Consider the following 25,881-nt stretch of genomic DNA (forward strand, 5'->3'; position numbering starts at 1 on the left):
CAAGTCAGGTCGAAGCGGGGCCGGCCGGGCCTGCGAAGCGCTTCGAGGCTTCCAGGCACTGCGTGATCCAGGCCAGGGTGCCGGCTTCTGAGCGGCGCCGGGTGTTGGGGATCTCGATGCTGATGGTCAGGTCGGGGGCGTAGCACCGCATCATGTCTTTCAGGGGGATGTCGCCCTCGCCGGGTAACAGCCGGGCGTGGCGGGATGCCTGGACGAGCCCCGCGGTATCGGTGGGGCCTTGGGCAGGAGCATCGCAGATCTGCGCATAGTGGATCATGCCGGCAGGCAATTGGCGCAGGTCGTCCAAAGTACTGGCAGAGCGCAGGAAATGGATGGGATCGACGAGGATACCGCCGTTGTCTTGTCCGGCGTCCTCGATGATCTTGCGCGTGGTCTGGATGCAGTTGGCCGCCATCCAGGGCATGAATTCCATGTCGGCGGTGAGCCCGTACGGCTGGCAGGCCTCGCACAGGCGCGCGAACGAGTCAGTCAGGCGGGCAAGGTCTGGATCTTCGCCGGTAACCAGAATGTGCCTCGCTCCCAGCTTCTGACCCGCTTCGAAGAACGGCAGGTAAGGGCGCACGTCCAGAGGACCCTGGATGCGGATGATCTCGACGTCCGGGATGCACAGGCCTGTGTCGCGCAGGCAGGCGAGGGTTTCGCGCATCAGTGCTGGATCGTTCATGAGGTAGGCCGTACCGCCGGGCGAGAAGGGCAACAAGCGCAGTCCGCAGCCCTGATAGCCGGCTTGGGCGGCCGCCTGGATCATGGCGGGAGGCGTGAGTTCCATGACGGTCAGGTGGGCGAGGGAATAGGGTCTTGACATGGTGCTCAGCCTTTCATCTGCGGCGGCTCAGGCCTGCATGTAGCGCAGGATGGTGTCGATGATGGTGGTCCGCCGCTTGGCCGCGATCCCTGGCGACATGATGTCGCGTCTGAAAATCAGCGAAAACGTGTACTGGTTCGAGACGTTGAAGAAGCACAGGGCGCTGATCGATGCGTGAATGTCGATCGGGTCCAGCCCGGGACGGAACAGATTTTCGGCGCAGCCGCGCGAGTAGACGCCCCGGATGCTGTCGATGACTGGCCAGTTCAGGTCGTTGATGATCCCCGATTGCCGCAGGTAGTGCCCGTGGTGCATGTTTTCGTTCATCACCAGACGGATGAAATCCTGGTTTTGGGATTCGTAGTCGAAGGTGAAGCCCACCAGTGTGCGCATGGCTTCGACGGGTGGCAGGTCTTCCAGATGCAGGGTGCTTTCGATCTCGCGGATGCCCCGGTAGGCTTCTTCGATGGCCGCCAGATACAGACCCTGCTTGCTCTGGAAGTAGTAATAGATCATGCGCTTGCTGGTGGCCGTCTGGGCGGCGATCTCGTCGATGCGCGCGCCAGCCAGGCCTTTTTTCGCGAACTCGCGCGTGGCGACGGCCAGGATGTCCTGGCGTGTGGCGGCCGCATCGTTGCTGCGGCTGGCACGGGGTGAGGCCTTGGGCATGGTCACGCCTGGCGTGCTTTGGCGGCCGAGACGGCGGCCCGCAGGCCCAGCAGATAGCTGTCGACGCCAAATCCCGCGATCTGGCCCACGCAGACCTCGGCGAGTACGGATTTATGGCGGAATTCTTCACGCGCGTGGATGTTCGACATATGTACTTCGACGATGGGCACCGTCAGGATGGCTAGCGCATCGCGCAAGCCGTAGCTGTAATGTGTCCAGGCGCCGGCATTGATGAGCACACCGTTCACCCCATCGTGGTGAGCCTGGTGGATGCGCTCGCACAGCTCGCCCTCGATGTTGGTCTGGTAGGTGTCGAGTTCGACGCCCAGGTCGGCCGCCAGCTGCTGCAGGCGATCATTGATCTGGGCCAGCGTGATCGTGCCGTATTGCTTGGGGTCGCGCTTGCCGAACATGTTGAGGTTGATGCCGTGCAGTGCCAGGAGTTTCATGAGATCGCCTTTCGGGTTCAGGATGAATGGAGAGCGCGTTTGGCCAGCACGTCGGTCACGTGGGCTTTCATGCGTGCGACGTCGGCCGGAATCCCGTCGGTATAGAGCTCGAAAGCACGGGCTGCCTGGTGCACCACCATGCCGATGCCGTCGACAGTGTGGCAGCCTTTTTCGCGCGCGAGGCGCAGCAGCTCGGTTTCGAGCGGGAAATAGATGATTTCGGCAAACCAATGGCGGCGTTCGAGCAGCTCGGGTGGCAGAGGCGTGCCGGGGTGTGTAAGCATGCCCACCGGGGTGGCGTTGATGAGGCCGTCGGCCGCATGCATGGCTTGTGCCAGATCGTGGCCTACCTGGACACTGGCCTGTGGAAAGCGCTTCTGCAAGGCGTGCACAAGCTGTTCGGCACGATCGGCCGCCTGATCGAACAGCGTAAGGCCGGTGGCTCCAAGCCGCAGGATGGCGTCGGCCACAGCCGAGCCCGCACCGCCGGCACCCAGTTGCACGACGCGCCCGATGGGGCGGTCTTTCAGGCCGGAGCGGATGTTCTGAGAGAATCCGTAGTGATCGGTGTTGTGGCCAATGCGTCGGCCCCCCCTGAGAACGACAGTATTCACCGCGCCAATGGTGCGGGCTTCGTCGGACAGCTCGTGCAGGTGGGGGATGACAGCCTGCTTGCAGGGGTGCGTAATGTTCAGGCCGTCGAACCCGAAGCGCTCGGCCGCCGTGAGCATCTCGGGCAGTGCCTGCGCGTTCAGGTGCAGCGCGTTCAGGTCGATGCGCTGATAGAGGCACAGGATGCCGTGGTGAGCGGCCTCGTGTTCATAGAGGGTGGGGCTCAGGGATTGGCCGATGCCCTCGCCGATGAGTCCGAGGAGCATGGCAGGCGTTTCTGTGATCAGGCGCATGATTAGGGTTAGGGTAAATATGTAGCGTACCAATTAGTACATTACGGTAATATAAGATCTGCTTTCGGGGGCGTCAACCCGAATTCACTCGGGTTTATACGGAGTACATCTTGAATGCAAGTCTTTGTGGCATCACGGATTTATCGGGTGATTCAGTCTCGTACACAACCATGATGTCGTAAATTAACCAAATAGTACATTCAGCATAAATAAGTGATCACCCCCAGGCGTGATCCCATCGGAACGAACCATGGCGTATCAGTTCGACTTTGAACCCGTCTTCCGGCAGTTTCCCGAGCTGCTGGCTGGCTGCGCGGGCACCATGGGCCTGGCCCTGGCCGGCATGGCGCTGGCCACGGTCATTGGCATCGTGGGGGTCGTCCTGCGCGGTTCGCACAACCGGATGCTGCGGGGCGCGGTCATGGCCTTCGTCGAGATCATCCGCAACACGCCGTTTCTGGTACAGATCTACTTCATCTTTTTCGCACTGCCGCTAGCAGGGGTGCGGCTCAATCCCACGCCTACGGCCATCATTGCGCTGGGTGTCAATGGAGGAGCCTACGCCATCGAGATCATCCGGGGCGGGGTCCAGTCCATTCCCAAAGGGCAGATCGAAGCCGGCTTTGCGCTGGGTCTGAGCAAACTGAACGTATTTCGCCTGGTCATTCTCAAACCCGCCATGCGGGCCGTATTCCCGTCGCTGTCCAGCCAGTTCATCCTGCTTACGCTGACCACCAGTATTGCATCCGCCATCTCGGCCTACGAGCTCACGTCGGTGGCGCAGCGCATCGTGTCGGACACTTTCCGCAGTTTTGAAGTTTTCTTCACCGTCACGGGCATGTATCTCGTCATTTCGACCATCATGCTCCTGGGCCTGCGCGCGGTATTCGTCCAACTGTTTCGGTATCCGGTGAAGTAAATGCATAACCCGACCTTTCCCGAATGGATGTTTCTGCTCGGCGGCGTGCGCTGGACCATCGCGCTGTCGGTCATTGGCGTGTTTCTGGGGGGCGTCATGGGGTTCGTGATTGCGCTGGCGCGCACCTCCGAACGCTTCGCGCCGCTGCGCGCCGTTATTGCCACTTACATCGGCATTTTTCAGGGCACCCCATTGCTGCTGCAGCTGTTCGTCACCTATTACGGTCTGGCGCTGCTGGGGCTGAATCTCAGCGCCTGGATGTCGGTTGCCATCTGCTTCACGTTGTATGCCAGTGCCTTTCTGGGCGAGATCTGGCGCGGTTCGATTGACGCCATCCCCAAGGGTCAGACCGAAGCTGCCACGGCGCTGGGCGTGAGCTATTGGGTGCGTATGCGCAAAGTCATCCTGCCGCAGGCCATTCGTATTTCGCTGCCGGCCACAGTCGGATTTCTGGTGCAGCTCATCAAGGGCACCTCGCTGGCCGCCATCGTCGGCTTTACAGAGCTCACCCGTAGCGGCACGATCGTCGCCAACCAGACCTTTACCCCGTTGTTGGTCTATGGGGGGGTCGGGGTCGTCTATTTCTGTTTGTGCTGGCCACTTTCCATCTATGGCAGTCGGCTCGAGGCTCGTCTGGCCGCCAGTGACGTGTCAACCCGTTGAGAGCCTTCATCACCCTCAGTCGCTTTTCCCACAAATACCGGAGACATTCATCATGAAATTCACCACACTCAAGAGTCGAGGCCTTTTTGCGGCCGCCACGCTGCTCGCCTCTACGTCGTTGCTGTTCACGGCACCGGCTTCTGCTGCCACGCCAGCCCAGATCAAGGCCAAGGGCGAAGTCGTCATTGGCATTCAGGCCGCCAACCCGCCCTGGGGCTATGTAAATGCCGCCACCGGCCAGGCCGATGGCGTGGATGCCGACATGGGCAAGGCCTTTGCCAAGTACCTGGGCGTCAAGGCCAAGTTCGTAGGGCTCGAGGTCGCCAATCGCATTCCGGCGCTGACTTCCGGGCGGGTCGATGTGCTGTTTGCCACCATGGCCATGTTGCCTGATCGTGCCAAGGCGGTTCAGTACAGCCAACCGTACATTGCCAACAGCATCACCCTGGTCGCGCCCAAGACCACCGTCATCAAGACGGATGCCGACATGAAAAAATACGTCATTGGCGTGCCACGGTCCAGTGTGCAGGATATCGACATTACCAAGGCGGCTCCGGCTGGCACCGTCATTCGCCGCTTCGACGATGACGCCGCCACCATTCAGGCTATGCTGTCTGGTCAGGTTCAGGCGGTCGGTGGCAATGCGTTCTATGTCAAACGGCTCGATGACGCGAAACCCAATACGTTTGAAAACAAGCTGACGTTCACCCGGCTGTACAACGGCGCCTGCTCTCCCCTGGGTGACAAGGAGTTGAACGCGGCGCTGAATGCCTTCATCAGCAAAATCAAGGCCAATGGCGAGCTCGCCAAGATCCAGACCAAATGGATGGGATATTCAATGATGGACTTCCCGACTTCGTTGCCTGGTATTCCGTTTGTGGCCAAATAATTCAATCTGCATTGTTTCAAATAGGTCGCCGTCATGAGTACAACCCGTCCCGTCGCTGCCGCCGGATCCTCTGGTCCCATGATCCTCATGGAAGAGGTGAACAAGTGGTATGGCGAATATCACGCCCTCATCGACATCAATCTGTCGGTGCAGTCGGGTGAGCGGATCGTGCTCTGCGGCCCCTCGGGGTCCGGAAAATCCACGTTGATACGCTGCATCAACCACCTTGAAAGCTATTCCAAGGGGCATATCAGCGTGGACGGCATCCCCCTTACCAACGACCCCAAGGCCATCAACGCGGTTCGTCTGGACGTGGGTATGGTGTTCCAGCAGTTCAACTTGTTTCCGCACATGACGGTGATCGAGAACTGCACGTTGTCACCCATCTACACGCTCAAGCAGCCCAAGGCGCAGGCCGAAGAGCGTGCGCGTCGTCTGCTTGACCGTGTGCACGTGCTCGATCAGGCCGACAAGTATCCTGCGCAGCTCTCGGGGGGCCAGCAGCAACGGGTGGCCATTGCGCGTGCCCTGTGTACCGAGCCGCGTGTCATGCTGTTCGACGAGCCCACGTCGGCGTTGGACCCCGAAATGGTCAAAGAGGTGCTGGACACCATGGTGGGGCTGGCCGAAGACGGCATGACCATGATCTGCGTGACCCACGAAATGGGCTTTGCACGCTCCGTGGCCAACCGGGTCATCTTCATGGCCGAAGGCAAGATTCTCGAAGAGGCGCCACCCGCCACGTTCTTCGACCATCCGCAACATCCGCGCGCGCAGGCGTTCCTCGGGGACATCCTGCGCCGTTGAAGGCGCGCGAGTCGCCTGCGTCAGCGGTACGTCGGGCCTTCAAGGGCCTCTGTGCCCCATGTGCCCAGCCGTTTTTGGCAAGCCATTTGGTACGCTACGGCTTTACTGTCCGCGCGCGAACACCATGACCGACCGCTATGCCGTCATCGGCAACCCCATTGCCCAGTCCAAATCGCCCATCATTCACGCTGCCTTTGCACGCCAACTGGGCCACGACCTGAGTTACGAGCGGATTCTGGCGACTCATGAGGATTTTGAGCAGGTCGTGCGTGCATTCGCGGCCTCTGGCGGGCGCGGCATGAATGTCACCGCGCCATTCAAGCTGGCGGCCATGGCGCTCTCCGACCAGCTGAGCGAGCGAGCGCAGGTGGCCCAGGCCGTCAATACGCTCAGCTTCACGGCGGACGGCATTCTGGGCGACAACACCGACGGCTATGGCCTGGTGCACGATATCCGCGAGCGCTTGAAGGTGCAATTGACGGGGCGACGTGTCTTGCTGGTGGGGGCCGGTGGTGCCGCGCGGGGGGTGTTGTTGCCTCTGCTGCAGGCGGACTTGGCAGGGCTGCTGGTCGTCAATCGCAGCGCGGACAGGGCCGAAGCCCTGGTGGCCCCCTGGAAGAGCCGGTATCCCGTGAGTGCGGGCGGTCTGGATGGCGCACGAGGTCAGCAGTTCGACGTCGTCGTCAATGCCACGTCCACGGGTCTTTCGGATACGGCAGTTGACCTGGGCATGGGTATTTACGCGCCGGGCGCCGTGGCGTACGAGATGGTTTATGGTCGCGAGACGGCTTTCATGGCCGAGGCCCGTGCGCAAGGTGCGGAGGTCGTCACCGACGGCCTGGGCATGCTGGTCGGGCAGGCGGCTGAATCCTACCGAATCTGGCGCGGCGTCATGCCCGACATGGCCCCTGTGTGGCGAGCGCTGTCCGAGGCGGCGCCGCAGAGCTGATTCGTCCTTACTGTTCCATCGCTGCGGCTTGCGTCTTGACTGGGGGGCCGATGCATCCGGAGCAAAGTGCGCAAATTGACCAGGAAGGATCTTAGGGGTAATTGCTTATCGCTAAATATTGAACGGCATTCCATATCGATTTATTATTCATTAATTACTGAAAATAGATCGATGTTTTGTTTTTAGGCGCCCTCGATATGGAAAGCTCTTACGCCTGGCTGAGTCTTGCGGAGCGCACCTGCGCGGTATCAGGTGCAGGAAGCGGTATGGGAAGACAGCTTGCGCGGGAAGCGGCACGAGCGGGCGCCCGCGTCGCGATGTTGGATAGAAACCCCGGGCGCATTGCGGCCTATGCCAGGGAGCTGCGAAGTGAGGGGCTGGTGGCCGCGGGCATTGTCTGCGATGTGTCGGATGCAGAGAGCGTGGAGCGTGCCGCGCACCAGGCGGAAGCGGAGCTGGGGCCGTGTGACGCCTTGGTGAACTGCGCCGGTGTGATGCGGCCGGCGGCGTTGAGCAGCCTGGACTTGAGTGATTGGAATCAGGTTCTGGCCACGAACCTCACAGGGTACTTGAACACATCGCGAGCGTTTGCTCGGCAGATGATGACTCAGGGTGAAGGGACCATGGTGCATGTCGCTTCAGTCGCCAGCTGGTTTCCTCAATCCAGCAGTGGCGCGTATAGCGCTTCCAAAGCCGCCGTTCGACTGCTTTCCCAGCAATTGGCACTGGAGTGGGCGGACCACAGTATCCGCAGCAACACGGTGTCTCCCGGCATGATTCGCACGAAGCTGACCGAGTCGTTCTATCAACATCCCGGTGTCGAGGAACGGCGCGCTGCCATGACGGCATCCCGGCGTGTCGGCAAGGCGTCAGACATCGCGGATGCAATCCTTTTCCTTTTGAGTCCAAGATCGGCTTACGTCAACGCGACAGACTTGCTGGTGGATGGCGGTATGACGGCGATGCTAATGGATGGGGTGCCCCGACCGGGGTTCAACGAAGAGGGGAGCGCGTGATGGGGGTGGCAAATGAAGGGCGTGTCAAGGGGGATCGAGGTACGGGCTCTGTGGCCAGGGTGGCTCTCGTCACTGGTGCTGCAGGGGGGATCGGTCGCGCCGTCGCTGCTGAATTCGCGCATGCCGGCCTTCGTCAGGCGCTGTGGGACCGTAATCAAGAGGCGTTAGCGCAGTTGGCGGGCCAGTTCAGGCCTTCTGCATTGCCGGTTGTGGCTGATCTGGCGAACGAACAATCTGTGGCTGGGGCCATGAGCGAAACGTGGAGCCATTTCCGTCAACTGGATGTGTTGGTGCACTGCGTTGGGGTGACGGGGCCATGCGTGCCACTGGCTCAGTACGAGCTTAAGGACTGGGAGCAGACGCTTGCTATTAATTTGACCAGCACGTTTCTGTGCGCACGAGCGGCCATCCCTTATCTGAAACAATCGCCCGCGGGACGCATTGTCTTGATGGCTTCGATTGCCGGCAAAGAAGGCAATTCGGATCAGTCGGCGTATTCGGCGGCGAAAGCGGGTGTGATCGCCCTGACCAAATCTCTGGGGAAGGAGTTGGCCGGAACGTCCGTGCGGGTGAATTGCGTGGCGCCTGCAGTGATCAAGACGGAACTGATTGAACAGATGACGCCCGAAGCCCTCCAGAGGAGCCTCGCCAAGATACCGATGGGACGTCCCGGGGAACCCGACGAAGTCGCGCGCATGATCGCATGGCTGGCATCCGACGCCTGCTCGTTCTCGACGGGTTCGACCTTCGATTTATCCGGCGGTCGCGCGACGTATTGAAAGGTCCTTTGGGAGAGTGGCGATGAAGGTATTCCTGACCGGTGGGTCCGGGTTCATCGGTGCCTGGATCGTGCGCGCGCTGATTCAAGCCGGGCATGGGGTGCGCGTCTTCGATCAGCGGAGTGACCAGACGCTGGTAAGGCAGGTGGCTGGAGACGGCGTGGACGCTGCCGTGGAATGGTCGGTGGGCGACATCACGAATTTCGAGCAGGTGTTGAAGGCATCTGAGAGCTGCAACGCCGTCATCCATCTGGCGGGCGTGCTGACGCCGACTTGCAAGGCCGACGCCGTGCTTGGCGCCCGCGTGAATGTCCTGGGGACTCTCAATATTTTTGAAGTCGCACGCAAGAGGCAGTGGGGGTGTGTCGCCTATGCCAGCAGTGCAGGCGTGTTCGGGCCGGAGAACGTCGAGATTCCCGATCCGCGCAGCCTGTATGGTGTGTACAAGCTTGCCTGCGAAGGGATCGCGCGTTGTTACTGGCAGGAATCCGATCCGGGACGACGCGTTGCGAGCATTGGCCTGCGGCCCCTGGTTGTCTATGGGATGGGGCGTGAAGGGGGTTCCAGTGCGGGGCCCAGCCTGGCGTGCCGCGCAGCGGTACGGGGTGAGCCTTACGCCATCCCGTTCTCAGGTTCCACCGGTTTTGTGTATGTGGAAGATGTCGCGGACGCGTTCGTCAACAGCGCGCTAAGCCACGCCAGTGGTGCCCATGTGTGCAACATGGTGGGGACGGTGGCGGATGTAGACGATTTTGCCGCCGCTGTCATGGCGGCCGTGCCTGAATCGCGAATTTCCGTGTCGGGCATCCCCCTGCCTATCGTCTCGCATATCAAGGGTGGCGACGTGCGCGAACTGTTGCCGAACGTCGCCAGCACGACTCTGGAGGAAGGGATTCGAAGGACGCTGGAGCGCTATGGCGCCGCGCGCTGATATTTGAACGAGTCGAATAGGAAATCAGCCTACGAAGGGCCGCCCCATGGGCCTTCGTAGGCTGCTTCTGCCTACAGCGTCGGGTAGAGTGTGATCCCGGACAGCTCGGCGGCTTCCTTCTGCATCATGGGCAGAAAAGTTTCGGCGATTTCCTTGGTCAACCGGCTGGACGGTCCTGAGATGGCCAGCGCCCCGACGACCCGGCGATCCTTGGGCTGGATGATGGGGACGGCAATTGCGGTGATGCCGTCCATGGACGCATTGATGTTCAGGCCGTAGCCACGCTTGCGCGCTTCAGCCAGGCCGTCCAGGAATTCGTGGATGGTGGCCGGTGCGTTGGGGCCGTGCTGCTCTTTGGGTGGAAAGCCTTGCTGAGTGACGATGCGCAGGGCTTCTTCGTCACTCAGATTGAGCAACCAGGCTTGGCCAGATGCGGTGCAACACAGAGGCGCCTCTTGCCCAGCGTCAGGGTCGTAGCGCAAGCCGTAGCGTGCCACGGTGGCCTTGGCAATAAAGACCAGGCGTTCGTTTTCGATCAGACCCAGGCGGACCAGTTCTCCGGTCTCGTTGGCCATGCGATCCAGAAGCGGCTGGGCCACCCCGTGGATGCCGGTATTCGAGAGCCCGATCAGCCCCAGCGAGGCGAGCTTCAGGCTCAGGTAGTAATCATTGCTCGACCGATCCTGGCGCACATATCCCGCCTCGGACAACAGCTTCAGGAGTCGGTGGACGGTCGCGGGCGGGCTGTCCAGAAACTCCGCAATGTCGCGCAATGGCATGGGGCTTGGCGTTTTGGCCAGTAGCTCCAGGATGGACAGACTCTTTTGCAGGCTGCTGCTCATGCGGGATTCCTCTTGTTGTCTTGTTGTCTTGTTGTGCGTCTATTTTAGTGGCGAGAACGGTGCTGGCATGTAGATGTGCGATTCCATGGTCGTCAGATGGGCCGGCCCCCCCTTGGGCGGCCAGACCCCCGCCTTGACAGCGGCTGCGCGAGTTTCGGACCGTTCGTTGAGGCTTGCATACGGCCAGATGTTCAGGAAGCGCGGCGTTTTTCCGTCCAGCGCGTACATGGCGCAGCTCAGTCGCGACAGCCGAGTGCGCTCGGGTACCGCCGTTTTCCAGGCATCGATTGTGGCTTGCAGGCTCACGCCGCGCTTGATTCCGTAGGTGCGCATCTCGTAGACCGCGCCGAAGCTCCCGTGTTCGATGGCGGGTAGAAATGGGAAATGTGCGTAGGTGCCGATTTCTACGTCGTCGATCAGGCCTTCGGTGTGGTAGTACGTGCCATCGAGTAACTGCTGCTGGCGGGCCGCCATGAGCGCATTGCCCGACTCGAAGCTGCGCAACACCATCACCCGGCCCAGGGCACCGATGTCGGAATACCAGATTCCGTGCAACGTGGCACCCGGTGCCGGCGGGGTGTCGTGGACCTTTTCCATGATGTCGTGGGTCTTGCCCATTTTGGCGGTCAGGGTGACGACGTCGTAGAGAGTATTCATGTTCAGACTCCTTGGTGAGTGAAATCAGTTAGTCGGTGGCGGATAGGCCCGCTGCGTGCCTGCCCGCGATATAGCCGAAGGTGACGGCGGGCCCCAGAGTGACGCCGCCGGCAGGGTAGTTTCCTTCCATGATGCTGGCGCTGTCGTTGCCCACCACATACAGCCCGTCCAGGGCGGTGCCGTCTTCGCGCATGGCACGCCCGAATTCATCGGTGCGGATCCCGGCAAAAGTGCCCAGGCTGCCCGGGTAGAGGCGCAGCCCGTAATAGGGGCCGCGCTCAATGGGTGCCAGACAGGGGTTGGGGGTGTGCGAGGCGTCGCCCTGGATGCGGTTGTACGGCGTCGTGCCTTTGCCGAATTCGGGGTCTTCCCCCCGGGCCGCGTGCAGGTTGTAGTTCGCAATCGTGTCGGCCAGCCCCGAGGGATCGATGCCGCAGGCTTGTGCGAGCTGGCCCATCGACGCCGCTTGCCGGATATAGCCGGATTTCACGTAGGGCTTCACGGGCAGTGGTGACGGTTTGGAAAAACCGAGTCCGTAACGCCGCTGAAAGGCGTGGTCGCAGACGAGCCAGGCCTGCAGGGGCTCGCCTTCAGGAGTGGCGGCAATCAGCGCCGAGATGAAGTCATGGTACGAACTGGCCTCGTTGACGAAACGTTTACCGTTCTTCATGACCGCGATGACGCCAGGCTTGGCGCGTTCTACCAAATGCGGGAAGCGGGCCAGGTGGCCGTCGCGCCGATGAACCAACGATACGGGTGCCCAGGCGGCCGCATTCTTGAGGGTGGAATCAAAGTAGGCGCCTGCCGTTTGAGCCAGCTGGATGCCGTCGCCTGTATTGGTGGGCGGAGCAGCCGACCAGTGTTCGTGACCCGTTGGGTTTTTCGGAAAAGTCGCCTTGCGGCGAGCCACGTCGTGCGGATAGCCTCCGCAGGCGATGACCACACCGTGCCGGGCCATGAACTCTTGCGTCTGGCCGTCGATGGAGGCCTGTACCCCTGTGATGCGGCTGCCCGGTCCGCTTTCTTGCGTGAGCGCCACTACGTGGGCCTCAGTGGTCAGTTCCACGCCCGCATCCTGTGCTGATTTCAGCAGCCGCGCCACGAGCGCATTGCCGTTGACCAAGTGCATGGAGCGGCCGTAGCACAGGCGGTCGCGTGCAAAGGCCAGCAACCGGCCGCTCACGTACAGGGCTGATTTGAACGAGCGCATCGCGTTGAAGAAGTGCGCCATGTCCTTGCCGGAGGCAATGGCGAGCCCGCGCAAGGTGATTTCGTCCAAAGGTGGCCGCAAGCGGTGGATGAGCGGCCCCAGTTCGCGTCCATCGTAGGGGGCTGCGCAGACGGATCGCCCACCCGTGCCGGCGAATTCGGAATTGGGATGGAAGTCGGGGATCTGGTTGCCATCGATGAAGCGCACGGCAGTACGCGTTTCGAAGAAGCCCACCATCTTGGGGCCCGCTTCCAGATAGGCCCTGATCTTTTTTTCGTCGAAACGGGGCCCCAGCTCGTCGCGCAGGTAATTCAGCGGGCGTTCGAGGGGCTCGTGGATCCCTGCGCGCACTGCGAGGGGGTTGCGAGGAATCCACATCCAGCCGCCAGACCATGCGCTGGTGCCGCCGAAGACGGGCTCTTTTTCAAGCACCACGACCTTGAGCCCCTGGATCGCCGCAGTGACGGCGGCCGACAGGCCTCCGGCACCGGAGCCGATTACCACTAGGTCACACGTCTGCATGAGCATCCTCATTAATGAAAACTTGAACAACGTTCCATTCCTGCATTATATTCATCAAAAAGCCAGGAAGGAAAGCTTGCCTGCTTTCCAACATCATTTGTAAGAGGAACGAGATGGGCGGATGGGACAAAGAAGTAGATCTGCTGGTGCTGGGCGCCGGGGCAGGTGGCATGACGGCCGCCCTGGTCGCCAGTCACGAGCACCTGAGTGTGCTTGTATGCGAAAAGACGGATCAAGTGGGCGGGATCGCGTCCACTTCGGGCGGCACCGTGTGGGTGCCGGGGACGCATCTGAGCGTAGAAGCCGGGGTGCCCGACAGCGTGGCCGACGCCCGACGATTTCTGCAGTCGGTGGTGGGGGATCGTGGCGGCGACGAGGCGCGTGAGGCCTTCTTGCGCAGCGGCCCGGACGCGATTGCCGAGCTCGGACGCATCAGCGAGGTGAAGTTCACGGCGGCCACGGCTCACCCTGACTACTTGGCAGGTCCGGGGTCCGCGTTTGGCGGCCGTGCCCTTATTCCCATGCCCTTTGATGCCCGAGTGCTGGGCAAGGCGTTTGCCCGGGTGCGCCCGCCGCGCAAGGAGTTCATGGGGCTGGGTGGGATGATGGTGGCGCGGGCCGATCTGAGCGTCCTGCTCGCGCCCTTTGCCTCTTTTTCGAACTTCAAGCGCACGATCGCAGTCGTAGGGCGGTATGTGCTGGATCGGCTGCGCTATCCGCGTGGGACGCAGCTCGTGATGGGCAATGCGTTGGTGGGTCGCCTCTATTACAGCCTGCTCAAGCGTCAGGTCGAGATCCGATTCAATACCCCGCTGCTGGAATTGGTGCAGGAGGAAGGGCGCGTCACGGGTGCCGTCGTGGCCACCCCCGAAGGCGGACGCTGCCGCATCGGTGCCCGACGCGGCGTCGTGCTGGCCACGGGGGGGGTCACTCGCCATCCCCAGCTGCGCAAGCAGCTCTTTCCTGAAGGCGCCTGGGGTCTGTCGCTGTCACCCCAGACGCACACCGGCGACGGTGTGGATCGCGCACGGCGCGTAGGCGCCAGAATCGAGAGCAGTGGCGACAGCCCCGGGCTTTGGATGCCCTGTTCGGTCCGCCATTCTCCGGATGGCAACCCGAATCGCGACCAGGTGTGGCCTCATATTCTTCTGGATCGCGCCAAGCCGGGGCTGATTGCCGTCAACAGTCGCGGTGAGCGCTTCGTCAACGAATCGAACTCCTATCACGACTTTGTGATGGGCATGTTGCGGGATCACGGCCAGGGAACCAGCGTGCCCGCGCACCTGATCGTTGATGCCGCCTTCATTCATCAGTATGGATTGGGCCTGCTCATGGCAGGCCGCAGTGCGCACCGGATCGCCGAATTCGAGCGCGCCGGCTATCTGATCAAGGGCCGCACGCTGGCCGAACTGGCTGGCAAGCTTGGGGTGGATGCTGCGGGCCTGGCGCGCACGGTCGAGGACTATAACCAGGCGGCCGAGCGGGGCGAAGACCCGGCATTTCATCGTGGCAGCAGTCCGATGAACCGTTTCAATGGCGATGAGAATCAGAAGCCGAATCCCTGCGTGCGGCCGATCGGTGCCGGTCCGTACTATGCGGTCACCGTGTGGCCCGCCGATCTGGCGTGCTGCGCAGGTCTGGATGGCTCGGCCAATGGAGAAGTGCTGGACGAATCGGGGAAGGCCATTCCCGGCCTCTTTGCCTGTGGCAATGATCTGGCCTCGATTTTTCGTGGGACCTACCCCGGTCCGGGTACCACCTTGGGCCCGGCTCTGGTGTTCGGCTGGCGTATTGCGAAGTTTGCCGCCGATCCCCAGGCGGTCTGATCTTCCCCGCGCTGCGGGCCTCAAAGGCTGCGGCGCGGGGCTGAATCCACTTAGCGAATCGGCTCGACCTGATCCAACAGTTGCCTGGCGGTGTCCAGGCAATGCTTTGCCCAGTCCTGAGCGCTCATGCGTGCCCGCTGTTCGTCATTGGGGATCTCTACGCTGATGAGCGTGTCGGCGGGAATTTGCCGAAAGATGCCCTTGAGGTCGATCCCGCCTTCGCCAGCCGGCAGGCGAGCGCTGCGAGCCGTGTAGATGAGGTCTTCTGGATTTGTGGGGATGCCGGCGGGGGCGTCGCAGATCTGTGCGTAATGGATCAGGGACTTTGGCAATGCGGCCAGTTCGTCCAGCGTGCTGGCTGACCGTGCAAAGTGCAGAGGGTCCATCAGCACGCCGCCGTTACCCTGACCGGCCGTTTCGACGATGCGGCGTGCGGAGGACAACCGATCCACTGGAAGCCATGGCATGAACTCGATGTCGGCCGTCAGCCCAAAAGGTCGACAAGCCTCGCACAGCTGCGCAAAGGACGCGGTGGCACGCGCTTCATCGGCATCGTTGCCCGCAACCAGGATGTTGGTTGCCCCCAGCTTTTGTCCCACTTCGAAGAAACGCAGGTAGTCCTGGGCTTTGAACGTTTCGGTAAGGCGGATGATTTCCAGATCAGCCACCTGCACCCCGGTGTCCTGCATGCGGGCCAGGGTCTCCCGCAGCATCGCGGGGTCGTCCATGAGAGGGTAGCCGACGCCGCCCGGCTTCACGGGCAGCAGGCGAATGCCGCAGGCCTGGTAGCCCGTTTCGGCCGCCGTGCTGATCATGGCCGGGGGATTGAGTTCCAGCGTGGTGAGCTGGGCCAGCGAATAACGGCGAATCATGAGAAGTGTGCTCCTGATAAAAAGGTTTATTGGCAGGGGGAGTGGTCGATCACGACGGTGCTGCCGGTGGCACATGCTTCGTGGACGGCCAGGGCCGCTTGCAGGGTGCGCAGGCCATCCAGGCCAGTGCAGCGCGGCGCCGCGCTGCCTTCGATGACGGCGGCGAAGTTCTCGAGCTGGGCCTGATAGGGGTCCTGCCGGTGCAGGATGCTGCGGGTTTGTGTCAGCGGCGCCTGCCAGTGCTTCTGCGGGCCGCGGTACTGCCAGAGGTCCAGCTGCGGCAGGGTGAGCGAGGCCTGAGTGCCGCAGATGAAGTGTGCGTTCTCGTGTTGTTGTGGGTAGTGATCTGCTTCGCCGGCCGACAGGTCCCAGTTCCAGGGGCTGGTCGTGCAGTCGGATGCGACCAGGGTTGCGATGGCACCGGACTGGAACTGCATCAGGGCCCCAGCCGTGTCTTCGACCTCGAGGTAGCGGATACGGTGCGACTTCATGGCCTGGACCTGTGTGACCTCGCCCAGCAGCATGCGCAACATGTCGATGTCGTGGATCAGATTGATGAGCACAGGGCCGGCGCCCGGCTGGCGATGCCAGGCCAGGTCGAAGTAGTCGTCGGGCTTGAGGAAGTTCGCCATCACGGTGGCTGAGACCACCTCGCCCAGAAGGCCATCCTGCAGCATGCGCTTGGCCTCGCGCAGGATGGCACTGTGGCGCCGGTGGTGGCCGACCAGTACGGGGGTGCTGGTTTCCTGCTCGGTGTGCACGATGCGCCAGGCGTCTTCCAGTGTGTCCGTAATGGGCTTCTCGATCAATACGGGAATGTGCTGGTGCAGGAAATCCAGCGTGATCGTACAGTGGGTGCGATTGGGGGTTGCGACGATAACCCCGTCGGGATGCTGGGCGGCCAGCAGGTCCTGGTGACTGCGGTACCAGGGGATATCGTGACTATGTGCAAACGCCTGGGCCGCATCGGTGGGGTCGACCAATGCCGTCAACTCGAATGCGGTGCTGCGCTGGATGCGTTCAACGTGCATGCGGCCAATAGCGCCTAGGCCGACGAGTGCAAGCGTCTTGCGGGCTTCTGAGTTCATGGGAATTCCGTGTGATGGGAGATGTGGACTAAGGGTTATCTATAATTCTTAAAATATTGAACGGCGTTCCGTAATAGATTACCATTCTGCAACGTAGTTGGCACTTTGAATTTACGCGTCCAGTCAGGAGACAAAGCATGACGACGAAATATGATGAGCAGCATCCGGCGCAGTCACTCTGGTCGCGCCGCCAAGTATTGAAAACAGCCGGTGCGGCCATGGCGGGGGGCTTGGCTTCGCTGGCCGCCCCCGGCATCGTGCGGGCCGCCAGCGAGTCAGGGCCCTTGAAGCTCGGGATGGTGTTTGCCAAGCAGGGCGTATGGACGGAACAGTCCAAGCAGCTGGCCGACGGCGTCACCATGGCGCTCGCACGCAAAGGCAATAAAGTGCTGGGCCGCGAAGTCGAACTGCTGTGGTACGACGAGCCCAACCCTCAGGGCGCGCAGCAGAACATCAGCAAGCTCATGTACCAGGACAAGGTCTTTGCCGTGGTTGGCGGTTCCAACAGCGGCACCTCGCTGGCCATGTCGTCTGTGGCCGCCCGCGCGCACGTACCCTATCTGTGCCCGGGCGCCGCGGCCGCCGCCCTGACAGGGTCCGACTGCAATCCCTATACCTTCCGTACGCTCACGACCACCATGGTGGCCAGCCGCGCGCTGGCACCGTCGTGCCTGGCCATTGGCAAGCGCTGGTACTACCTGGCCGCCAATTACGCGTACGGTCAAGACATCTACAACAGCATGTCCATCCTCCTCAAGCAGGCAGGCGGCAAAGAGTTGGGATATGACAAGGCCCCGCTGGGGACGTCCGACTACAGCTCCTTCATCCTGAAGATCCGCCAGGCCAAGCCCGATGTGGTGATGCTGGGCTTGCCGGGGGGCGACCTGTCCACCTTCCTCAAGCAGTGGGCAGACATGGGCATGAAGGGCAAGATCCCGGTGGCCTGCCCCATCATTGGCAACATCGACCTCTGGTCCGTGGGCGCCGAGGCTGCGACTGGTTATTACGGCATGCCCTGGGGCTTCAGCAACCCGAAGAACCCGCAGGTCGAAAAAGAATTCGCGGCAGATTACGCCAAGCTGCATCCGGGTCAGGCGCCGTGCGCCGACAAGGTCTGGCTGGGCTGGTACACCACGCGAGTGCTGCTTGATGCGATCGAAAAGGCGCAGTCCGTCGAAGCGCTGAAGATCGTCAAGAGCCTCGAGACTACGCGCATCAACGACGGTTCCTACGAGGCGGGTTACCGCAACTGGGACCACCAGATGCTGCACCCCTGCATGGTGTTCAAGGTCAAGGACAAGATCACCGACAAATGGGATTGGCTCGATCTGGTGACTCAGGAACCCACCCAGCCCACCTGGGCAAATCTGAACGCGCTGTTCGGCACCGAGCAAGAGATCGGCTGCAAGATGCCACCCCACTAACGCCGGTGCGACTGGTGGTCCCGGGTGCCCCACCCGCCGGGTTTGCATGCGCAGATCCGGCGGGTGGGCACGCACAAGTCATGGGAACATCCTGCCCCGACGCAGGAAGTACTCGTGATTTTCTTATGCGGTATCCGTCATGCTAGACATCATCATCTCTCAGCTGGCCAACGGCCTGGTCCTGGGGTTTCTGTACGTACTCCTTGCCATTGGCCTGTCCATCATCTTTGGCCTGCTTGGGGTCATCAATTTTGCCCATGGCGCGTTCTTTGCCCTGGGCGCCTACTTTGCCGTCAGCCTGTATTCCACCCTGGGCTGGTGGTCCGTCATTCTGGCTCCCGTCCTGGTCGGGGTCGTCGGCATGGTGTGCGAACGCCTGCTGATTCGCCATCTCTATGGCAAGGACCCGCTGCTGAGCCTGATCCTCACGTTTGCGCTGTCTCTGTTCATCACGGCCCTGATCCGGCTGTTCTGGGGGGCGGGCGGCATTCCGTTCAATGCGCCTCCCGTGTTTGCGGGTATTTTCGAATTTGGGGCGATCTTCCTCACTCGCTATCGCGTGGCGGTGCTGGTCATCACCATTCTGCTGCTGGTGGGGCTGTGGGCGTTTCTCACCTTTACGCCCTATGGCCGCATCCTGCGAGCGGGCAGCCGCGACCCTGAAATGGTCGAGATGCTGGGCATCAACTTGCCTCGCGTGCTCACGGCCGCGTTTGGACTGGGCTGTCTGTTGGCCGGTGCGGCGGGCCTTCTGGCTGCGCCGCTCCTGACCGTCACACCTGACATTGCGACGGTGGCCATCATGCCGGCCTTCGTGATCGTCACGATTGGTGGCCTGGGTTCCTATCCTGGCGCAATCGTGGCAGGGGTTCTTGTGGGGCTGGTCACTGCCCTGACCGTGCAGTTCGCACCAGAGGCCTCAGCCGCGTCCATGTACGTGCTGATGGCCCTGATCCTGCTCGTTCGGCCTCGTGGACTGTTTGGTGAGCGCTGGGAGCGTTTCGAATGAAAGACATCATCAAGCATCCAGTCACCATCCTGCTGGTGTCACTGGTTCTTCTGGCCCTGTTCCTGAACTTCGTCGGGGCGCCCATGACGCGCCTGACGCAGATCGCCATCTACACGCTCTACGGTATGGGGGTGAACCTGCTGGTAGCCTATACCGGCCTGGTGCCTTTTGGGGCTTCGGTCTTCTTCGGGACGGCGTCTTATGTGGCGGCGATCACCCTGTTGCACACGTCCACCAACGAAGTCACCGCCCTGATTGGTGTAATTCTGTTTTCCATCGTGATGGCGTTTCTGCTGGGGGCGCTCATCCTCAAGCGGCGAGGCCTGTATTTTTCGCTGCTCACCCTGGCCTGCTCGCAGATTGCCTTCGAGATTGCGTTTCGCTGGACGGACGTGACGGGGGGCGAAAATGGTCTGCAGAACGTCCCGCGCCCCTTGTTTCCGTCGCGCGATTCATTCAATGTCTTTGCAGTGCTGACAATCGTGGCGGCGGTGTACCTGATGTGGCGCCTGGTGCACTCTTCGTTTGGGCGGGCCATGCAGGCTATGCGCGACAACGAACAGCGCATGCTGAGTCTGGGCTTCAACCCCTATCGCATCAAGCTCGTGGCCTTCACCTTTTGTGGCACCTTCATCGGGTACGCGGGTGGGTTGCTGGCCCTGCTGCTGCAGGGCGCTTATGCCAACAACCTGAACTGGGAGCATGCGGCCGATCCGCTGCTGATGACGGTGTTGGGCGGGGTGCACCACTTCATCGGGCCGCTGTGGGGGGCTATCAGCTTTATCGTCCTTGAAGACAACCTGAGCGCCATCAGCGAGAACTGGTGGCTCATCTTCGCGCCCATCATCGTGCTGTTCGTGCTGCTTTCACCCGAAGGCATCCACGGCCTGTATCGGCGCCTGGTCGGCAACCCTCGCTGGAGCCTCACGCGGCCGGGCATTCCGCCGCGCCCGGCCCACATCGAACCCTGGTTCGGCACGTCCCAGGACGCAGACGCCACCAAACCCATCCTGTCGGTCAAGCATCTCACGAACCGGTTCGGCTCGCTGGTGACTTCGCACGACATCAGCCTGGACATCTATCCTAATTGCCTGCATAGTCTGATCGGCCCGAACGGCGCGGGCAAGACCACACTGTTCAACATTCTGGCTGGCGTGCTGCCTCCCACCGAAGGCACCGTGATCTTCGAAGGGCGTGACATCACGCGCCTATCCATGGATCAGCGGGCGCGTCTGGGAATTGGTCGCTCTTATCAGATCCTGAGCGTGTTCCGCAATCTGACGGTGTTCGAGAACGTGCGGATCGCGGCACAGGCGCGCCTTGCACCCAAGCTCGGGTTCTGGCGCGATGCCTATCAGGAACAACAGATCAACGCGCGTGCCTGGTCGCTGCTGGCGGCGGTGCACCTGGAAGACCGGGCGGCCGAGCAGTGCGAAAACCTGGCCCACGGCGAGCAGCGCCTGCTCGAGATTGCCGTGACCCTGGCCACGGATGCCCGCCTGTTGTTGCTCGACGAGCCGCTGGCGGGACTGGCCGAGGCCGATCGCGTGGTGGTGTCCGAGCTCATCCAGCAACTGGCGCGCCAGCGCGCCGTGTTCCTCATCGAACACGACATGGATCGCGTGTTGACGATTTCGGATCGGGTCACGGTGCTGCACCGAGGTCATCTGATTGCCGACGGCCGTCCGGAAGAGGTTGCCCGCGACCCGCAGGTGATCGACGCCTATCTGGGCGGGGATCGTCCCGAGCTCTCCGACGAAGTCCGCCGTGCGGCCGATGAAGCGTCGCATCTCACGCGCCAGCCCCTGCTGTCGCTTGAAAACGTGGACGCGGGCTATCACGGCAGCACGGTGCTCAGCGACCTGTCGCTGCAGGTGCATCAGGGCGAGGTCCTGGCGCTGCTGGGGCGTAACGGGGTAGGCAAGACCACGACCCTCAAGACCATCATGGGGGTGGTACGTGCCACGCGTGGCAAGGTGCTCTTCGATGGGCACGACATCACGCACGCCAAGTCTTTCACGATCAACCGGCTGGGCCTGGCCATCGTGCCCGAGGGGCGCCGCCTGTTCCCGAACCTGACCGTCTACGAGAACCTGCGACTGGCCGCCCGAAAAGGCGGAATCACGGTCGAAGAGGCCTACAAGATGTTCCCGCGCCTGCACAACCGACGGAACGTGAAGGCGGAAAGCCTGTCGGGCGGGGAACGGCAGATGGTGGCCATTGCTCGCTCGCTCATGGTGCCCAGCAAGCTGATATTGCTGGATGAACCCTTCGAGGGCTTGTCACCCGCCATCGTCAAAGAGGTGATGGATGCGGTCATCAAGCTGCGCGATCGCGCGAGCCTCATCATCGTGGAACACAACGCCGAGTCCGTCCTGGCGTTGGCGGACAGCGTCTGCGTGCTGGTCAACGGCGCGGTGGCGTATCAGGGCCGTGCGTCGGAACTTGCCGCCGATGCCGAGCTGCAGGCGCGGCTGCTGGGCGTGAAGGTTTGATGCCGGGCGCTGCCTGCCTTGAGTGGGCAGCGGCCGGAACCCTTTGTGGAGAGAGGTTGAGGAACATGTTGAATCTGTCTGGAAAAACGCGGCTTTATTACATTGTGGGGGACCCGATTGCCCAGGTGAAGTCCCCGGGAGGGATGAGCGATGCCTTCGATGGCCAGGGGATGGACGCCGTGGTCGTTCCCGCGCACGTGAGCCGCGAGGCCCTGCCGGCCTTCTTTGCCGGGGCCAAGGCCACGCAGAACGTGGACGGCATCATCGCCACCGTACCGCACAAGTTCAGTACGGCCGAGCAGTGCGACGAACTGACCGACCGCGCGCGCTTTCTGGGGGCGGCCAACGTGGTGCGCCGCCTGAAAAACGGCAAGTGGCTCGGTGATCAGGTCGACGGCCTGGGGTTTGTACAGGCTTTGCACGATACGGCGCGCGATCTGCATGGGGCGCACGCCCTGTTGGTCGGGGCGGGGGGCGCAGGCTCTGCCATTGCCGAGGCCTTGCTGGACGCGGGCGTGGCTTCTTTGGGGATCTGCGATCAGGATGCGCAGCGTCAGAAGCGTCTGGTGGATCGCCTGGCCACGCTCAAGCGCGGTACGGTGTCGGCCGCGTCTTCAGACCCTGCCGGAATGGATCTGGTGGTCAATGCCACCCCCATGGGGATGCGTGAAGGCGACCCCTATCCGGTTCGGATCGAATCGCTGAAGGCTTCCATGCTGGTGGGTGACGTGGTCACGATCCCGGCTGTGTCGCCGCTGATCGCCGCTGCCCGGGCTGCCGGCTGTCGCACCGTGACCGGCCTGGAGATGTTTGCCTGCGTGAAGCAATACATGCTGGACTTCTATACCGGCAAATGAACATCCGCCCGTGACCATGGTGATCGGAAACCCCGTCACCGGAATCTCTGCAATCAGGGTTTCAGGCTCAGCGGCAGCCGCCGCCGCAAAACCTGGTTGTTCACCCAGCCCGTGGAGCGCGCTGCGAATTGCGCCACGGCGCGTGCGGGCAGTTGCTGGTAGTCTTCGTTGAACACCAGCAGGCTGTAGTCGCCGTCGTAGCCCAGCCAGTCGACGTGGCGCACGAAGGCGGCCAGCTGCTCGTGCAGCACGCCGTCCCCCGGGAACACCCGGTGCTGATCGCCCTCTTTTTGCCCGAGTTCGTGAAAAACCTGCACGCCGCAGTCGGCCAGCTGCACCAGCAGAATCTTGTGCGGAGGGATCGCATTCAGTTCCTCGAGCGGCAAGCCCCCGCGGATGAAGTGAAACGCGTCCAGGACCAGTCCAAGATTGGCGTGTCCCACGCGGCTCACCAATTCCCAGGCTTGCGCCGTGGTGTGAATCGTGCGGCTCCAGGGGATGGCCTTGAAGCCGATCCGGACGCCCACGGGAACCGCCAGATTGGCCAATTTGCGCAGATCCGTTTCGGCCTGCTCGAGGTTGTGCGGGGCATCGACGGCCGCCGAGGCGCGCACCAGCAGCAGGGGAGCACCCACATCGGCGCAGACGTCGAGCAGGGCCTTGGCGATGTCCAGCTTGTGCTCGTGTGAGGGACCGTTCACGCCTTCGTAGTTGCGCATCAGCTGCAGGCCGGTCACGTGCAGACGGCTTTCACGCACCCGCCGCACGGCCGTGCGGTAGCCTGCCGGGTGATGGGCGAGGTCGCGCGCCCACAGCATGATCTGCGTGAACCCGGCGTTTTCGGCTGCTTCCAGGCGTTCTTCGAGTGAGCCCGCCATGCAGGCCAGGTCGATGCCAAAGCCGCTACGATTCAAGAGGGTTCTCCAGGCTGCGCCGTGTGGTGCACGAGTTCGAAATTCACGTCGTACGCCAGGCCCGAAGTGACCGCGCCGCGGGCATTGGGGCGCGAAAACTCGTTGTTTTCGAAGGTGACGCCCAGGGATTCCATCGCGTGCATGGTGTGCGGCACGTCAGGCGTGCCAAACGCCAGGCGCGCGAAACGTTCGTACCATTCCACGTCCAGCAGCGCATCCCCTACGGGTTCGACCAGTTGCAGGTAAAAGCGTTGGCAGGGGCTTTCGAGAATCGTGCCGTGCGGCAGGATGCCGAACCGAGTGTCGGCCGGCAGTGCTCGAAAACCCAGCAGCTGGCGGTAGAAATCCACCCACTCGGCCGTGCGGTCCGGGTTGACGTATTGCACCAGCCCGAAGAAATGCAGCCCCGGCACCAGGGGGGGTACCTCGCGCTCGTCGGATACGAAGTCGAAATCCACGTCGTAGATCGAGAAATTGCGCCGCTGGTCCACCAGATAGATGACGGAATCTCCCACTCCGTGGATTCCCGGGATGTTGAGTTCCATAACGTCGGCACGAGTAGGGATGGGCCAGGCACCCCACTGCATGCAGCGGCGGTAGGCGAGATTCGCGTCGGCCACCCGGATGGCGACTGCATTGATCTGGTCGCCTTCATCGGGCTGATCGTGGCTGGCCAGCGCCTCAGCGTCGGCGTTGACAATGATGTGCATGCCCTCCTGTCGATACAGGAAGACGGACCGCGAGCGATGCCGTGCCACCAGACGAAACCCCAGTTGCGTCAGGACACCGCCCAACTCGTCGGGGTGCCGCGACAGGTACTCGATGAATTCGATGCCTTGCATCCCAAGCGGGTTTTCTTCTGCAACGCCCTGGTGCGTCATGAAGTGCTCCGTCGTTCTGATCGCTGGTCGAACATTGACAATATCACAGCCAGATGAGGTGCAAGGCCGGGGCTCGGTTCGGCTCGTGACAGGGGCTATTGCTTCTGCTCGAAAGATCGTGATAAACTTGCGAGCTTGCTGGGTTATTGACTCGATTGATGGTATGCGCCATCCGTGTCAAAAGAAGAAGCCCGGCGCATGAAGACGATCGACGATAGATTCCTTCATGCATGCAAAACCTGCAAGACCCGCTCTTTACGTCATTCGTGTCAGGCGGATTTTGCATGAACCGCCTGAATTGAAGGATCTTGGTGTTGAAACCGAGTGTTGAAACCGAGATCCTTGATCAGACTTTTGAATCGACGTAAATGTACGCAAGTACAAAGGATGCGTAAAGGTCATGCCTACCATTGCTCAGTTGCTTCGCAAACCGCGCCAAGTCAGTCGCGAGAGCAGCAAGAGCCCGGCGCTGGAAAACTGCCCCCAGCGACGCGGCGTTTGCACCCGTGTTTACACCACCACCCCCAAAAAGCCGAACTCCGCCCTGCGTAAGGTCGCCAAAGTGCGCCTGACCAACGGCTTCGAGGTCATCTCGTACATCGGTGGCGAAGGCCACAACCTCCAGGAACACTCGGTGGTTCTGGTGCGCGGTGGTCGTGTCAAAGACCTTCCGGGTGTGCGCTATCACATCGTTCGTGGCTCGCTCGACTTGCAAGGCGTGAAAGACCGCAAGCAGTCGCGCTCCAAGTACGGTGCCAAGCGCCCCAAGAAATAAGCATCACCCCTGCAGCAATTTTTCTCGGCCGTTGATGGCCGAACGTGCAGCCGGAAAACGCATCTTCCGGCAGGTAAGTGGCTCTCCGATATGGAAGCCGTGGCTGTCGCAAGGCAGCTCAACTGAATCGTCACAAGGAAATCGAAATGCCTCGTCGTCGCGAAGTACCCAAGCGTGAAATTCTCCCCGATCCCAAGTTCGGCAGTGTCGAGCTGGCCAAATTCATGAACGTCGTCATGCTGTCCGGCAAGAAAGCCGTGGCAGAACGCATCGTGTACGGCGCTTTGGACCAGATCCAGGCCAAGACCGGGAAGGAGCCCATCGAGGTCTTCAATGCCGCCATCAACAACATCAAGCCCGTGGTCGAGGTCAAATCTCGCCGCGTCGGTGGTGCCAACTATCAGGTGCCCGTCGAAGTGCGCCCCGTGCGTCGCCTGGCTCTGGCCATGCGCTGGCTGCGTGAAGCCGCCAAGAAGCGTGGTGAAAAATCCATGGACCTGCGGCTGGCTGGCGAACTGATGGAGGCCGCCGAAGGCCGCGGGGGCGCCATGAAGAAACGTGAGGACACTCACAAGATGGCCGAGGCCAACAAGGCCTTCAGCCACTTCCGCTGGTAATCCAGTCGGTTATCAGACGGTTATTTACTAGGACAAGCATTATGGCCCGCAAAACCCCTATCGAGCGCTATCGCAACATTGGCATTTCCG

26 protein-coding genes are annotated in these 25,881 nt (G+C 61.8%); 15 read left to right on the forward strand and 11 right to left on the reverse strand.

What is annotated here, in order from left to right; genetic code table 11:
• Positions 1–4: 4 nt before the first annotated feature.
• Genes VF285_RS04385 through VF285_RS04400 form a run of 4 tightly spaced genes read right to left on the reverse strand, consistent with a single transcriptional unit; the run spans position 5 to position 2,849 of the window.
• Positions 5–826: a sugar phosphate isomerase/epimerase gene (locus VF285_RS04385; protein WP_346951408.1), complete on the reverse strand. Its 822-nt coding sequence runs from the start codon at positions 824–826 to the stop codon at positions 5–7.
• A gap of 27 nt (positions 827–853) precedes the next feature.
• The gene (locus VF285_RS04390) at positions 854–1,495 is read right to left on the reverse strand and encodes a TetR/AcrR family transcriptional regulator (RefSeq protein ID WP_346951409.1); all 642 of its coding nucleotides are present in this window, start codon (positions 1,493–1,495) and stop codon (positions 854–856) included.
• A gap of 2 nt (positions 1,496–1,497) precedes the next feature.
• Positions 1,498–1,944, reverse strand: coding sequence for a type II 3-dehydroquinate dehydratase (aroQ, locus tag VF285_RS04395; RefSeq protein ID WP_346951410.1), 447 nt, complete (start codon positions 1,942–1,944; stop codon positions 1,498–1,500).
• A 17-nt stretch (positions 1,945–1,961) separates the two neighbouring features.
• Positions 1,962–2,849 carry a shikimate dehydrogenase gene (locus VF285_RS04400; protein WP_346951411.1) on the reverse strand — a complete coding sequence of 296 codons (888 nt, stop codon included), beginning with the start codon at positions 2,847–2,849 and terminating at the stop codon, positions 1,962–1,964.
• Between the two features lie 250 nt (positions 2,850–3,099).
• Here VF285_RS04400 and VF285_RS04405 point away from each other — a divergent pair, with 250 nt between their 5' ends.
• The 8 genes from VF285_RS04405 (at position 3,100) to VF285_RS04440 (ending at position 9,802) form a co-directional block, all read left to right on the forward strand.
• Positions 3,100–3,768, forward strand: coding sequence for an amino acid ABC transporter permease (locus tag VF285_RS04405; RefSeq protein ID WP_346951412.1), 669 nt, complete (start codon positions 3,100–3,102; stop codon positions 3,766–3,768).
• The gene (locus VF285_RS04410) at positions 3,769–4,431 is read left to right on the forward strand and encodes an amino acid ABC transporter permease (RefSeq protein WP_346951413.1); all 663 of its coding nucleotides are present in this window, start codon (positions 3,769–3,771) and stop codon (positions 4,429–4,431) included. It abuts the gene before it with no gap.
• A gap of 52 nt (positions 4,432–4,483) precedes the next feature.
• Positions 4,484–5,320: a transporter substrate-binding domain-containing protein gene (locus VF285_RS04415; protein ID WP_346951414.1), complete on the forward strand. Its 837-nt coding sequence runs from the start codon at positions 4,484–4,486 to the stop codon at positions 5,318–5,320.
• Positions 5,321–5,353: 33 nt separating this feature from the next.
• On the forward strand, positions 5,354–6,127 hold the full coding sequence (locus VF285_RS04420) for an amino acid ABC transporter ATP-binding protein (RefSeq protein ID WP_346951415.1): 774 nt from the start codon (positions 5,354–5,356) through the stop codon (positions 6,125–6,127).
• 124 nt (positions 6,128–6,251) lie between these two features.
• Positions 6,252–7,076, forward strand: a complete 825-nt coding sequence (gene aroE, locus VF285_RS04425; protein WP_346951416.1) for a shikimate dehydrogenase — start codon at positions 6,252–6,254, stop codon at positions 7,074–7,076.
• A 197-nt stretch (positions 7,077–7,273) separates the two neighbouring features.
• Positions 7,274–8,092, forward strand: a complete 819-nt coding sequence (locus VF285_RS04430; protein WP_346951417.1) for an SDR family oxidoreductase — start codon at positions 7,274–7,276, stop codon at positions 8,090–8,092.
• A gap of 59 nt (positions 8,093–8,151) precedes the next feature.
• Positions 8,152–8,871 (forward strand): SDR family NAD(P)-dependent oxidoreductase, encoded by a 720-nt coding sequence (locus VF285_RS04435; RefSeq protein ID WP_346951418.1) that lies wholly within the window; start codon positions 8,152–8,154, stop codon positions 8,869–8,871.
• 22 nt (positions 8,872–8,893) lie between these two features.
• Positions 8,894–9,802: an NAD(P)-dependent oxidoreductase gene (locus VF285_RS04440; protein WP_346951419.1), complete on the forward strand. Its 909-nt coding sequence runs from the start codon at positions 8,894–8,896 to the stop codon at positions 9,800–9,802.
• 71 nt (positions 9,803–9,873) lie between these two features.
• On the opposite strand, the gene VF285_RS04445 is transcribed toward VF285_RS04440, so the two are convergent.
• Genes VF285_RS04445 through VF285_RS04455 form a run of 3 tightly spaced genes read right to left on the reverse strand, consistent with a single transcriptional unit; the run spans position 9,874 to position 13,033 of the window.
• Positions 9,874–10,644 (reverse strand): IclR family transcriptional regulator, encoded by a 771-nt coding sequence (locus VF285_RS04445; protein WP_346951420.1) that lies wholly within the window; start codon positions 10,642–10,644, stop codon positions 9,874–9,876.
• Positions 10,645–10,683: 39 nt separating this feature from the next.
• Positions 10,684–11,301 carry an NIPSNAP family protein gene (locus VF285_RS04450; RefSeq protein ID WP_346951421.1) on the reverse strand — a complete coding sequence of 206 codons (618 nt, stop codon included), beginning with the start codon at positions 11,299–11,301 and terminating at the stop codon, positions 10,684–10,686.
• A gap of 28 nt (positions 11,302–11,329) precedes the next feature.
• Entirely contained in the window at positions 11,330–13,033 is a 1,704-nt protein-coding gene (locus tag VF285_RS04455; RefSeq protein WP_346951422.1) for an FAD-dependent oxidoreductase, read from the reverse strand.
• Between the two features lie 113 nt (positions 13,034–13,146).
• Between VF285_RS04455 and VF285_RS04460 the strand changes: the two genes are divergently transcribed.
• Positions 13,147–14,859, forward strand: a complete 1,713-nt coding sequence (locus tag VF285_RS04460) for an FAD-binding protein (protein WP_346951423.1) — start codon at positions 13,147–13,149, stop codon at positions 14,857–14,859.
• A gap of 50 nt (positions 14,860–14,909) precedes the next feature.
• Here the strand turns inward: VF285_RS04460 and VF285_RS04465 are convergent, their stop codons facing one another.
• Together VF285_RS04465 and VF285_RS04470 are read right to left on the reverse strand one after the other, a co-directional pair.
• Entirely contained in the window at positions 14,910–15,731 is an 822-nt protein-coding gene (locus VF285_RS04465; RefSeq protein ID WP_346951424.1) for a sugar phosphate isomerase/epimerase family protein, read from the reverse strand.
• A 26-nt stretch (positions 15,732–15,757) separates the two neighbouring features.
• On the reverse strand, positions 15,758–16,819 hold the full coding sequence (locus VF285_RS04470) for a Gfo/Idh/MocA family oxidoreductase (RefSeq protein WP_346951425.1): 1,062 nt from the start codon (positions 16,817–16,819) through the stop codon (positions 15,758–15,760).
• A 137-nt stretch (positions 16,820–16,956) separates the two neighbouring features.
• Here VF285_RS04470 and VF285_RS04475 point away from each other — a divergent pair, with 137 nt between their 5' ends.
• The 4 genes from VF285_RS04475 (at position 16,957) to VF285_RS04490 (ending at position 22,604) form a co-directional block, all read left to right on the forward strand.
• Complete coding sequence (locus tag VF285_RS04475; RefSeq protein ID WP_346951426.1) at positions 16,957–18,243, forward strand: ABC transporter substrate-binding protein; 1,287 nt, start codon at positions 16,957–16,959, stop codon at positions 18,241–18,243.
• 139 nt (positions 18,244–18,382) lie between these two features.
• On the forward strand, positions 18,383–19,252 hold the full coding sequence (locus VF285_RS04480) for a branched-chain amino acid ABC transporter permease (protein WP_346951427.1): 870 nt from the start codon (positions 18,383–18,385) through the stop codon (positions 19,250–19,252).
• A complete protein-coding gene (locus tag VF285_RS04485; protein WP_346951428.1) occupies positions 19,249–21,747 on the forward strand; it encodes an ATP-binding cassette domain-containing protein in 2,499 nt (832 codons plus the stop codon). The genes VF285_RS04480 and VF285_RS04485 overlap by 4 nt, the downstream gene beginning before the upstream one ends.
• 65 nt (positions 21,748–21,812) lie before the next feature.
• Positions 21,813–22,604 (forward strand): shikimate dehydrogenase family protein, encoded by a 792-nt coding sequence (locus VF285_RS04490; protein WP_346951429.1) that lies wholly within the window; start codon positions 21,813–21,815, stop codon positions 22,602–22,604.
• Positions 22,605–22,657: 53 nt separating this feature from the next.
• On the opposite strand, the gene VF285_RS04495 is transcribed toward VF285_RS04490, so the two are convergent.
• Positions 22,658–23,518 carry a sugar phosphate isomerase/epimerase family protein gene (locus VF285_RS04495; RefSeq protein ID WP_346951430.1) on the reverse strand — a complete coding sequence of 287 codons (861 nt, stop codon included), beginning with the start codon at positions 23,516–23,518 and terminating at the stop codon, positions 22,658–22,660.
• A complete protein-coding gene (locus VF285_RS04500) occupies positions 23,515–24,399 on the reverse strand; it encodes a 4-hydroxyphenylpyruvate dioxygenase (RefSeq protein WP_346951431.1) in 885 nt (294 codons plus the stop codon). The genes VF285_RS04495 and VF285_RS04500 overlap by 4 nt, the downstream gene beginning before the upstream one ends.
• 400 nt (positions 24,400–24,799) lie before the next feature.
• Here VF285_RS04500 and rpsL point away from each other — a divergent pair, with 400 nt between their 5' ends.
• Complete coding sequence (gene rpsL, locus VF285_RS04505) at positions 24,800–25,174, forward strand: 30S ribosomal protein S12 (RefSeq protein WP_346951432.1); 375 nt, start codon at positions 24,800–24,802, stop codon at positions 25,172–25,174.
• A 146-nt stretch (positions 25,175–25,320) separates the two neighbouring features.
• Positions 25,321–25,791, forward strand: coding sequence for a 30S ribosomal protein S7 (gene rpsG, locus VF285_RS04510; RefSeq protein ID WP_346951433.1), 471 nt, complete (start codon positions 25,321–25,323; stop codon positions 25,789–25,791).
• Positions 25,792–25,881: the final 90 nt, after the last annotated feature.

This window comes from Castellaniella sp., from assembly GCF_036379515.1.
Lineage (GTDB): Bacteria > Pseudomonadota > Gammaproteobacteria > Burkholderiales > Burkholderiaceae_B > Castellaniella.

Excerpts from the sequence above, each read along its gene's own strand:
- VF285_RS04415 (WP_346951414.1), top strand. The coding sequence starts at position 4,484 with ATGAAATTCACCACACTCAAGAGTCGAGGCCTTTTTGCGGCCGCCACG.
- VF285_RS04480 (WP_346951427.1), top strand. The coding sequence starts at position 18,383 with ATGCTAGACATCATCATCTCTCAGCTGGCCAACGGCCTGGTCCTGGGG.
- VF285_RS04470 (WP_346951425.1), bottom strand. The coding sequence starts at position 16,819 with ATGAACTCAGAAGCCCGCAAGACGCTTGCACTCGTCGGCCTAGGCGCT.
- rpsG (WP_346951433.1), top strand. The coding sequence starts at position 25,321 with ATGCCTCGTCGTCGCGAAGTACCCAAGCGTGAAATTCTCCCCGATCCC.
- VF285_RS04430 (WP_346951417.1), top strand. The coding sequence starts at position 7,274 with ATGGAAAGCTCTTACGCCTGGCTGAGTCTTGCGGAGCGCACCTGCGCG.
- VF285_RS04465 (WP_346951424.1), bottom strand. The coding sequence starts at position 15,731 with ATGATTCGCCGTTATTCGCTGGCCCAGCTCACCACGCTGGAACTCAAT.
- rpsL (WP_346951432.1), top strand. The coding sequence starts at position 24,800 with ATGCCTACCATTGCTCAGTTGCTTCGCAAACCGCGCCAAGTCAGTCGC.
- aroE (WP_346951416.1), top strand. The coding sequence starts at position 6,252 with ATGACCGACCGCTATGCCGTCATCGGCAACCCCATTGCCCAGTCCAAA.
- VF285_RS04400 (WP_346951411.1), bottom strand. The coding sequence starts at position 2,849 with ATGCGCCTGATCACAGAAACGCCTGCCATGCTCCTCGGACTCATCGGC.
- VF285_RS04475 (WP_346951426.1), top strand. The coding sequence starts at position 16,957 with ATGACGACGAAATATGATGAGCAGCATCCGGCGCAGTCACTCTGGTCG.
- VF285_RS04440 (WP_346951419.1), top strand. The coding sequence starts at position 8,894 with ATGAAGGTATTCCTGACCGGTGGGTCCGGGTTCATCGGTGCCTGGATC.
- VF285_RS04410 (WP_346951413.1), top strand. The coding sequence starts at position 3,769 with ATGCATAACCCGACCTTTCCCGAATGGATGTTTCTGCTCGGCGGCGTG.
- VF285_RS04485 (WP_346951428.1), top strand. The coding sequence starts at position 19,249 with ATGAAAGACATCATCAAGCATCCAGTCACCATCCTGCTGGTGTCACTG.
- VF285_RS04385 (WP_346951408.1), bottom strand. The coding sequence starts at position 826 with ATGTCAAGACCCTATTCCCTCGCCCACCTGACCGTCATGGAACTCACG.
- VF285_RS04490 (WP_346951429.1), top strand. The coding sequence starts at position 21,813 with ATGTTGAATCTGTCTGGAAAAACGCGGCTTTATTACATTGTGGGGGAC.
- VF285_RS04460 (WP_346951423.1), top strand. The coding sequence starts at position 13,147 with ATGGGCGGATGGGACAAAGAAGTAGATCTGCTGGTGCTGGGCGCCGGG.
- VF285_RS04390 (WP_346951409.1), bottom strand. The coding sequence starts at position 1,495 with ATGCCCAAGGCCTCACCCCGTGCCAGCCGCAGCAACGATGCGGCCGCC.
- VF285_RS04450 (WP_346951421.1), bottom strand. The coding sequence starts at position 11,301 with ATGAATACTCTCTACGACGTCGTCACCCTGACCGCCAAAATGGGCAAG.
- aroQ (WP_346951410.1), bottom strand. The coding sequence starts at position 1,944 with ATGAAACTCCTGGCACTGCACGGCATCAACCTCAACATGTTCGGCAAG.
- VF285_RS04500 (WP_346951431.1), bottom strand. The coding sequence starts at position 24,399 with ATGACGCACCAGGGCGTTGCAGAAGAAAACCCGCTTGGGATGCAAGGC.
- VF285_RS04445 (WP_346951420.1), bottom strand. The coding sequence starts at position 10,644 with ATGAGCAGCAGCCTGCAAAAGAGTCTGTCCATCCTGGAGCTACTGGCC.
- VF285_RS04455 (WP_346951422.1), bottom strand. The coding sequence starts at position 13,033 with ATGCAGACGTGTGACCTAGTGGTAATCGGCTCCGGTGCCGGAGGCCTG.
- VF285_RS04405 (WP_346951412.1), top strand. The coding sequence starts at position 3,100 with ATGGCGTATCAGTTCGACTTTGAACCCGTCTTCCGGCAGTTTCCCGAG.
- VF285_RS04420 (WP_346951415.1), top strand. The coding sequence starts at position 5,354 with ATGAGTACAACCCGTCCCGTCGCTGCCGCCGGATCCTCTGGTCCCATG.